Source organism: Arthrobacter sp. Y3225116 (assembly GCF_059091245.1).
In genome coordinates this window covers 1-5,517 of sequence record NZ_JBNHGL010000195.1, presented here as the reverse complement: position 1 = coordinate 5,517, position 5,517 = coordinate 1, and the positions used below count along the sequence as shown (strand labels likewise).

The 5,517-nt window shown below is 69.1% G+C and carries 6 protein-coding genes and 1 pseudogene; 3 read left to right on the top strand and 4 right to left on the bottom strand.

What is annotated here, in order from left to right:
* The first annotated feature begins 85 nt into the window (after positions 1-85).
* The 3 genes from tpiA to AC5RV2_RS14115 all read left to right on the top strand — a co-directional run bounded on the left by tpiA (position 86) and on the right by AC5RV2_RS14115 (position 1,738).
* Positions 86-901 (top strand): triose-phosphate isomerase, encoded by an 816-nt coding sequence (tpiA, locus tag AC5RV2_RS14125; RefSeq protein WP_494067761.1) that lies wholly within the window; start codon positions 86-88, stop codon positions 899-901.
* A gap of 46 nt (positions 902-947) precedes the next feature.
* Positions 948-1,199, top strand: coding sequence for a preprotein translocase subunit SecG (gene secG, locus AC5RV2_RS14120; RefSeq protein ID WP_494092850.1), 252 nt, complete (start codon positions 948-950; stop codon positions 1,197-1,199).
* Between the two features lie 152 nt (positions 1,200-1,351).
* Complete coding sequence (locus AC5RV2_RS14115; RefSeq protein ID WP_494092849.1) at positions 1,352-1,738, top strand: RNA polymerase-binding protein RbpA; 387 nt, start codon at positions 1,352-1,354, stop codon at positions 1,736-1,738.
* Between the two features lie 43 nt (positions 1,739-1,781).
* Here AC5RV2_RS14115 and pgl read toward each other — a convergent pair whose 3' ends face one another.
* The 4 genes and pseudogenes from pgl to AC5RV2_RS14095 all read right to left on the bottom strand — a co-directional run.
* Positions 1,782-2,573 (bottom strand): 6-phosphogluconolactonase, encoded by a 792-nt coding sequence (gene pgl, locus AC5RV2_RS14110; RefSeq protein ID WP_494092848.1) that lies wholly within the window; start codon positions 2,571-2,573, stop codon positions 1,782-1,784.
* Positions 2,563-3,447 carry a glucose-6-phosphate dehydrogenase assembly protein OpcA gene (locus AC5RV2_RS14105; protein ID WP_494014129.1) on the bottom strand — a complete coding sequence of 295 codons (885 nt, stop codon included), beginning with the start codon at positions 3,445-3,447 and terminating at the stop codon, positions 2,563-2,565. Before AC5RV2_RS14105 ends, pgl begins: the two co-directional genes overlap by 11 nt.
* A gap of 53 nt (positions 3,448-3,500) precedes the next feature.
* Positions 3,501-5,060 carry a glucose-6-phosphate dehydrogenase gene (gene zwf, locus AC5RV2_RS14100; RefSeq protein WP_494092847.1) on the bottom strand — a complete coding sequence of 520 codons (1,560 nt, stop codon included), beginning with the start codon at positions 5,058-5,060 and terminating at the stop codon, positions 3,501-3,503.
* Positions 5,060-5,517: pseudogene (locus AC5RV2_RS14095) on the bottom strand (glucose-6-phosphate isomerase); the annotation flags it as partial. The gene zwf and the pseudogene AC5RV2_RS14095, both read right to left, overlap by 1 nt.

Here is a 5,517-nt window from a genome sequence, read left to right as displayed (position 1 = left end):
CAGCGCCGCCCGGCGCCTCCGCACGGCCCCGCCCCACCGCTCAGCACGGCGTCCACCGCGGCGCCCCCGACAGATGGAGACCTCAGTGACCAGCTCGACCAACGGAAAGTTCGACCGCACCCCGCTGATCGCCGGCAACTGGAAGATGAACATGGACCATGTCCAGGGCATCACCCTCTTGCAGAAACTGGCATGGACGCTCAGCGATGCCCGGCACGACTATGCCCGGGTCGAGGTCGCCGTGTTCCCGCCGTTCACCGACCTGCGCGGCGTGCAGACGCTGGTCAATGGCGACGACCTGAAGCTTGTCTACGGCGCCCAGGACCTCTCGCCGCACGATGCCGGCGCCTACACCGGTGACATCTCCGGGCAGTTCCTGGCCAAGCTGGGCTGCCGGTACGTGCTGGTTGGGCATTCCGAGCGGCGCGAGATCCACGGCGAGGACGACACGCTGCTGAACGGGAAGCTGAAGGCGGCCTACCGGCACAAGCTGACCCCTGTGCTGTGCGTCGGCGAAGGCCTCGCGGTGCGCCAGGCCGGGAACCACGTGGAGCACACGCTCAATCAGTTGCGGGCCGATGTGGCAGGCCTGGACGCCGGTCAGGCCGCCCGGCTGGTCATCGCCTACGAGCCGGTGTGGGCGATCGGCACCGGGGAAGTGGCCGGCCCCGAGGACGCCCAGGAGATGTGCGCCGCCATCCGTGCGGAGATGGCCGTCCTCTTCGATGACAGCGTGGCGGCCGGGGTGCGGTTGCTCTACGGCGGCTCCGTGAAAGCGGCGAACGCGGCCGCGATCCTGAACGAGCGCGACGTGGACGGCGTGTTGGTCGGCGGCGCCAGCCTGGATGCAGGCGAATTTGCTAATATTGTCAGGTTCGAACAACACCTGCTGACAAAGTGATGTCTGCCCGCCACTGGGATATCCCGACAGCTGACGAAAGGCCACTGTGGAAGCTCTGAAGATCACGCTGCAAATCCTGCTCGGCATCACGAGCCTGCTGCTGACCCTGCTCATCCTGCTCCACAAGGGGCGCGGCGGCGGCATGTCCGACATGTTCGGCGGGGGCATGACCACCAGCCTGGGATCGTCCGGCGTCGCGGAGCGCAACCTCAACCGGTTCACGGTGGTCCTGGGGCTGGTCTGGGGCGCGGTCATCGTGGGCCTGGGCCTCATGATGCGTTTCAGCGCGGAATCCTGACCGACGCTTCCGGGGCCCGGCACCGCCTTGGGTTCCGCTGTCCGGGACCGGCGGGCCGACGACTTGGCCCAACCCCTTAACCCTTCGCTGTTCGACCCGTAGACTGGTGCCCGATGCAGGGGGCATCGATTCTTCTCAGCGGGGGAGCAAACATGGTTGATCCGTCGAATTCTTTCCGCGCGGTCCGGGTGGGCTCCGAATCGGGTGCCGGGCTCGCAGGCTGGCAGGCCGTGACCGGGCGGACGGTAGTTCCGGTGACCAAGGTTCCCGTCACGTATTGGTGTCCGAAGGGACACGAGACCACGCCGGTCTTTGCCAATCTGAGCGAAGCCGACATCCCGCCGTCGTGGGACTGCCCGCACTGCGGCCAGACGGCGGCCAGGGAACCGGGCGGGTACATCACCGAAGCCCGCAGCAGCGACGAGCCCTACAAGAGCCATCTGGAGTACGCGAAGGAACGGCGCAGCCCGGACGAGGCGGAGGCCGTGGTGGAACAGGCGCTCGAGAAGCTGCGGCGACGGCGTCGGGAGGCGCGCTAGCGGTTGAACCGGCCGGGCCGGCCGCCGCCCGGAGCAGCCGCTGTCAGCCGTCGCCTCTTTCGGCCGCGGACAGCAGCGCGTCGGGCAGCTTGGACGCGGCGTCCCGGTCCAGCAGCCACACGGTGCGCTTGCGCCCGCGGGCACCGGCGGCGGGAACCTGCACCGGGTTGGCGCCGGCGAGGGCGAGTCCCACGGCGCCGGCCTTGTCCTGGCCGCCCACCACCAGCCAGACCTCGTCCGCGGAGTTGATCGTCGGGAGCGTCAGGGACACGCGCTCCGGAGGTGGTTTCGGCGCATCCGTCTCGCCGATCACGGACCGCTCTTCCTCGCGGATGCCGCCCATCTCGGGGAACAGCGATGCGATGTGCGCATCCGGCCCCACGCCCAGCAACAGCACGTCGAATCTCGGCACCGGGCCGCTGGTGCCCTCTTCGGCCGCGGCCTGCCGCAGCGCCGCGGAATAGGCCACGGCCGCCGCGTTCGGGTCGGCGTGTTCGCCGGCGGCACCGAAGGGGTGCACCCGGGCCGGGTCCAGCGGGAGCGCGTCCAGCAGCGCTTCGCGTGCCTGCCGTTCGTTGCGGTCCCCGCTGTCCTTGGGGACGAACCGCTCGTCGCCCCACCAGATGTTCACCTTGGACCAATCGAAGCCGGCGGGCGCGTCGACGGCGGCTACCGCCTTCAAGGTGTTGATGCCCAGGCTGCCGCCGGTGAGCACCACGGTGGCATCGCCGCGGCCGGCCTGGGCCGCCGCCAGGCGCTCCACCAGCCTCCGGGCCACCGAGCCGGCGACGGCGGCGGTGTCGGAGTGGACTATGACGTGTGGTTCAGCGGTCACTGCGGCGCACGCTCCTCAAATTGGTTCGGGGCAATCCGTGAATCAGCACCTCGCCGAACACTTCGTCCGGGTCCAGCCGGCGCAGTTCCTCGGCCAGGCATTCCTCCAGCGGGCGGCGCGGCAGCGTAATGCGCTGCACCGGCAGGCCGGGCATGATCAGTTCGGCCACGGACGGGCCGGGACGCAGGATCTGGATGTCGCCGGTCGTCCGTGAAATGCGCACGCCCCTGATGCCGGTCCCCGCCGTGTCCTCCACGATGGTCACCGGCGCGTTCAGGGCCAGCGTCAGCCACGCCGCCAAGAGGACGGTGCTGGGGGAGTCCGAGGCGCCCTCCACGGCAACCGAGGTGACCGGGGCAGGTTCCAGCTGGTCAAAGACGGCGGCCAGCTGGACGCGCCAACTGGTAAGCCGCGTCCAGGCCAGGTCCGTGTCGCCGGCGGTATGGGTCTCGCGCAGGCTGAACAGCGCCTGCTGCGGGTCCGGCTCCTTGTCTGAATCCGTGATGCGGCGGTGCGCAATCCGGCCGATGGACGTGCGCGAAGCATCCTTCGGCATGCCGTGCGGCCACCAGGCCACGATCGGGGCGTCGGGCAGCAGCAGCGCGGCCACCAGGGACTCGCTCTCGGCTGCCAGCTGGCCGTAGCCGTACAGCACCACCACTTCGGCCGCTCCGGCATCGCCGCCGACCCGGATCTGGGCATCCAGCTTGGTCTCCGCCTCCGACCCGGCATCCACCAGGGCGATGATCCGGCAGGGATGTTCCCGGCTCGCGGCATTGGCGGCGAAGATGGCCTCTTCTTCGTAACCGAGCGAGGTCACGACGACCAGGGTCAGCACGCGCCCCAGCGCCACAACGCCGCCTTGCTCCCGCATGGCCACGATTTCCTTCGAGACCTTCGACGTGGTGGTGTCCTTGAGCTCTTTAATCACGGCCTTCTCCAAGTGCGTCCGTCGCGGGCCAGCAGCTCGTCGGCCGACGCCGGTCCCCAGCTGCCGGGGGAGTAGGGCTCCGGCCGGGTGCGGCTGTTGGCCCAGTACTCCTCGAACGGGTCCAGGATCTTCCAGGACAGCTCGACTTCCTGGTGGCGGGGGAACAGCGGCGGCTCGCCGAGCAATACGTCCAGGATCAGCCGTTCGTAGGCCTCCGGACTGGACTCGGTGAACGCGTGCCCGTAGCCGAAGTCCATGGTGACGTCCCGGACCTCCATTTGCGTGCCGGGCACCTTGGACCCGAAGCGCATGGTGACTCCTTCGTCCGGCTGGACACGGATCACCACTGCGTTCTGGCCGAAGTCGTCCTCGTGGTGGTTGGGGAACAGCAGGTTCGGCGCGCGTTTGAACACCACCGCAATCTCCGTGACCCGGCGGCCCAGGCGCTTGCCGGCACGCAGGTAGAACGGCACGCCGGCCCAGCGGCGGGTGTGGATGTCCAGCCGCAGCGCCGCATAGGTCTCGGTGACCGAGTCCGGGTTGAAGCCTTCTTCCTCCAGATAGCCGGCCACTCTCTCACCGCCCTGCCACCCGCCGGTGTACTGGCCGCGGGCCGAATGGGCCGACAGGTCCTCGGGGAGCTTGACGGCGGCCAGCACCTTTTCCTTCTCCGTCCGCAGGTCCTCCGCGTTGAAGGAAATGGGTTCCTCCATGGCGGTCAGGGCGAGCAGCTGGAGCAGGTGGTTCTGGATGACGTCGCGCGCCGCCCCGACGCCGTCGTAATAGCCTGCGCGGCCGCCGATCCCGATGTCTTCCGCCATGGTGATCTGCACGTGGTCCACGTAGTTCGCGTTCCAGAGCGGCTCAAACAGCTGGTTGGCGAAGCGCAGGGCCAGGATGTTCTGGACGGTCTCCTTGCCCAGATAGTGGTCGATCCTGAACACCGCGTCCGGCGGGAAGACCGATTCGACGATGTTGTTCAGTTCGCGTGCGGACTGCAGGTCATGCCCGAAGGGCTTCTCGATGACAACCCGCCGCCAGGGTGTGCCGTCAGCTTCCTCGGGTGCCTGGGCCAGGCCGTGCGAGGAGAGCATCTTGCACACCTGCTCGAAGGCCTTGGGCGGAATCGAGAGGTAGAACGCGTGGTTGCCCTGCGTCCCGCGCTGCTCGTCGAGCTCTTCCAGGGTGCCGCGGAGCTGCTCAAAGGCATCCTCGTCGTCGAAGGCACCCTGGACGAACCGGATGCCCGCCGCCAGGTGGGTCCAGATGTCCTCGCGGAACGGGGTGCGGGCATGCCGCTGCACGGATTCCTTCACCTGGGCCGCGAACTCGTCGTCGTCCCATGGCCTGCGGGCAAAACCGACCAGCGCGAAGCTCGGCGGCAGCAGCCCGCGATTGGCCAGGTCGTAGACCGCCGGCATGAGCTTCTTGCGGGCAAGGTCTCCGGTGACCCCGAACAGCACCAGCGAACAGGGGCCGGCAATGCGGTCGAGCCGGCGGTCGCGCGGATCCCGGAGCGGGTTGGCCGGACGCCGCCGTCGTTCGGAAGGGGCCATTACTGCTTTCCAGCCAGTCGGGACACCGCGTCCATCACCTGGCGCACGCCGGCGGCCCGGTCGGCCAGATGCAGGCGCAGGACGGGGCGGCCGCCCTCCCGCAGCACGTTGGCGTCGCCGGCAGCCTGGGCATCGATGAGTTCGCCGAAGCTGAACTCGCGTCCCGGGATGGGGATGTCCGTCGCGGCCTCGCCGGTCAGCTGCAGGTAGACGCCAATGCCCGGTCCGCCCTTGTGGAACTGCCCGGTGGAGTGCAGGAACCGCGGGCCCCAGCCGAACGTCACGGGCCGTCCGGTCGCCTCGGCCAGCAGGGGCCGGACGCGTTCCAACTCGGCCTGGCCGAAGCGGTCAAGGTAGGCCTGCACGCTCACGTAGCCGTCCGGCCCCAGTTGGCCCAGCAGGCCGCGCAGCGCGTCGTCCAGCGACGCACCCATGGCCAGGCCGCTGCCGCGCACCT

What these genes read in the sequence shown, in the direction of transcription:
- AC5RV2_RS14115 (WP_494092849.1), top strand. Translation starts at nt 1,352, where the DNA reads ATGGTTGATCCGTCGAATTCTTTCCGCGCGGTCCGGGTGGGCTCCGAA.
- AC5RV2_RS14105 (WP_494014129.1), bottom strand. Translation starts at nt 3,447, where the DNA reads ATGCGGGAGCAAGGCGGCGTTGTGGCGCTGGGGCGCGTGCTGACCCTG.
- zwf (WP_494092847.1), bottom strand. Translation starts at nt 5,060, where the DNA reads ATGGCCCCTTCCGAACGACGGCGGCGTCCGGCCAACCCGCTCCGGGAT.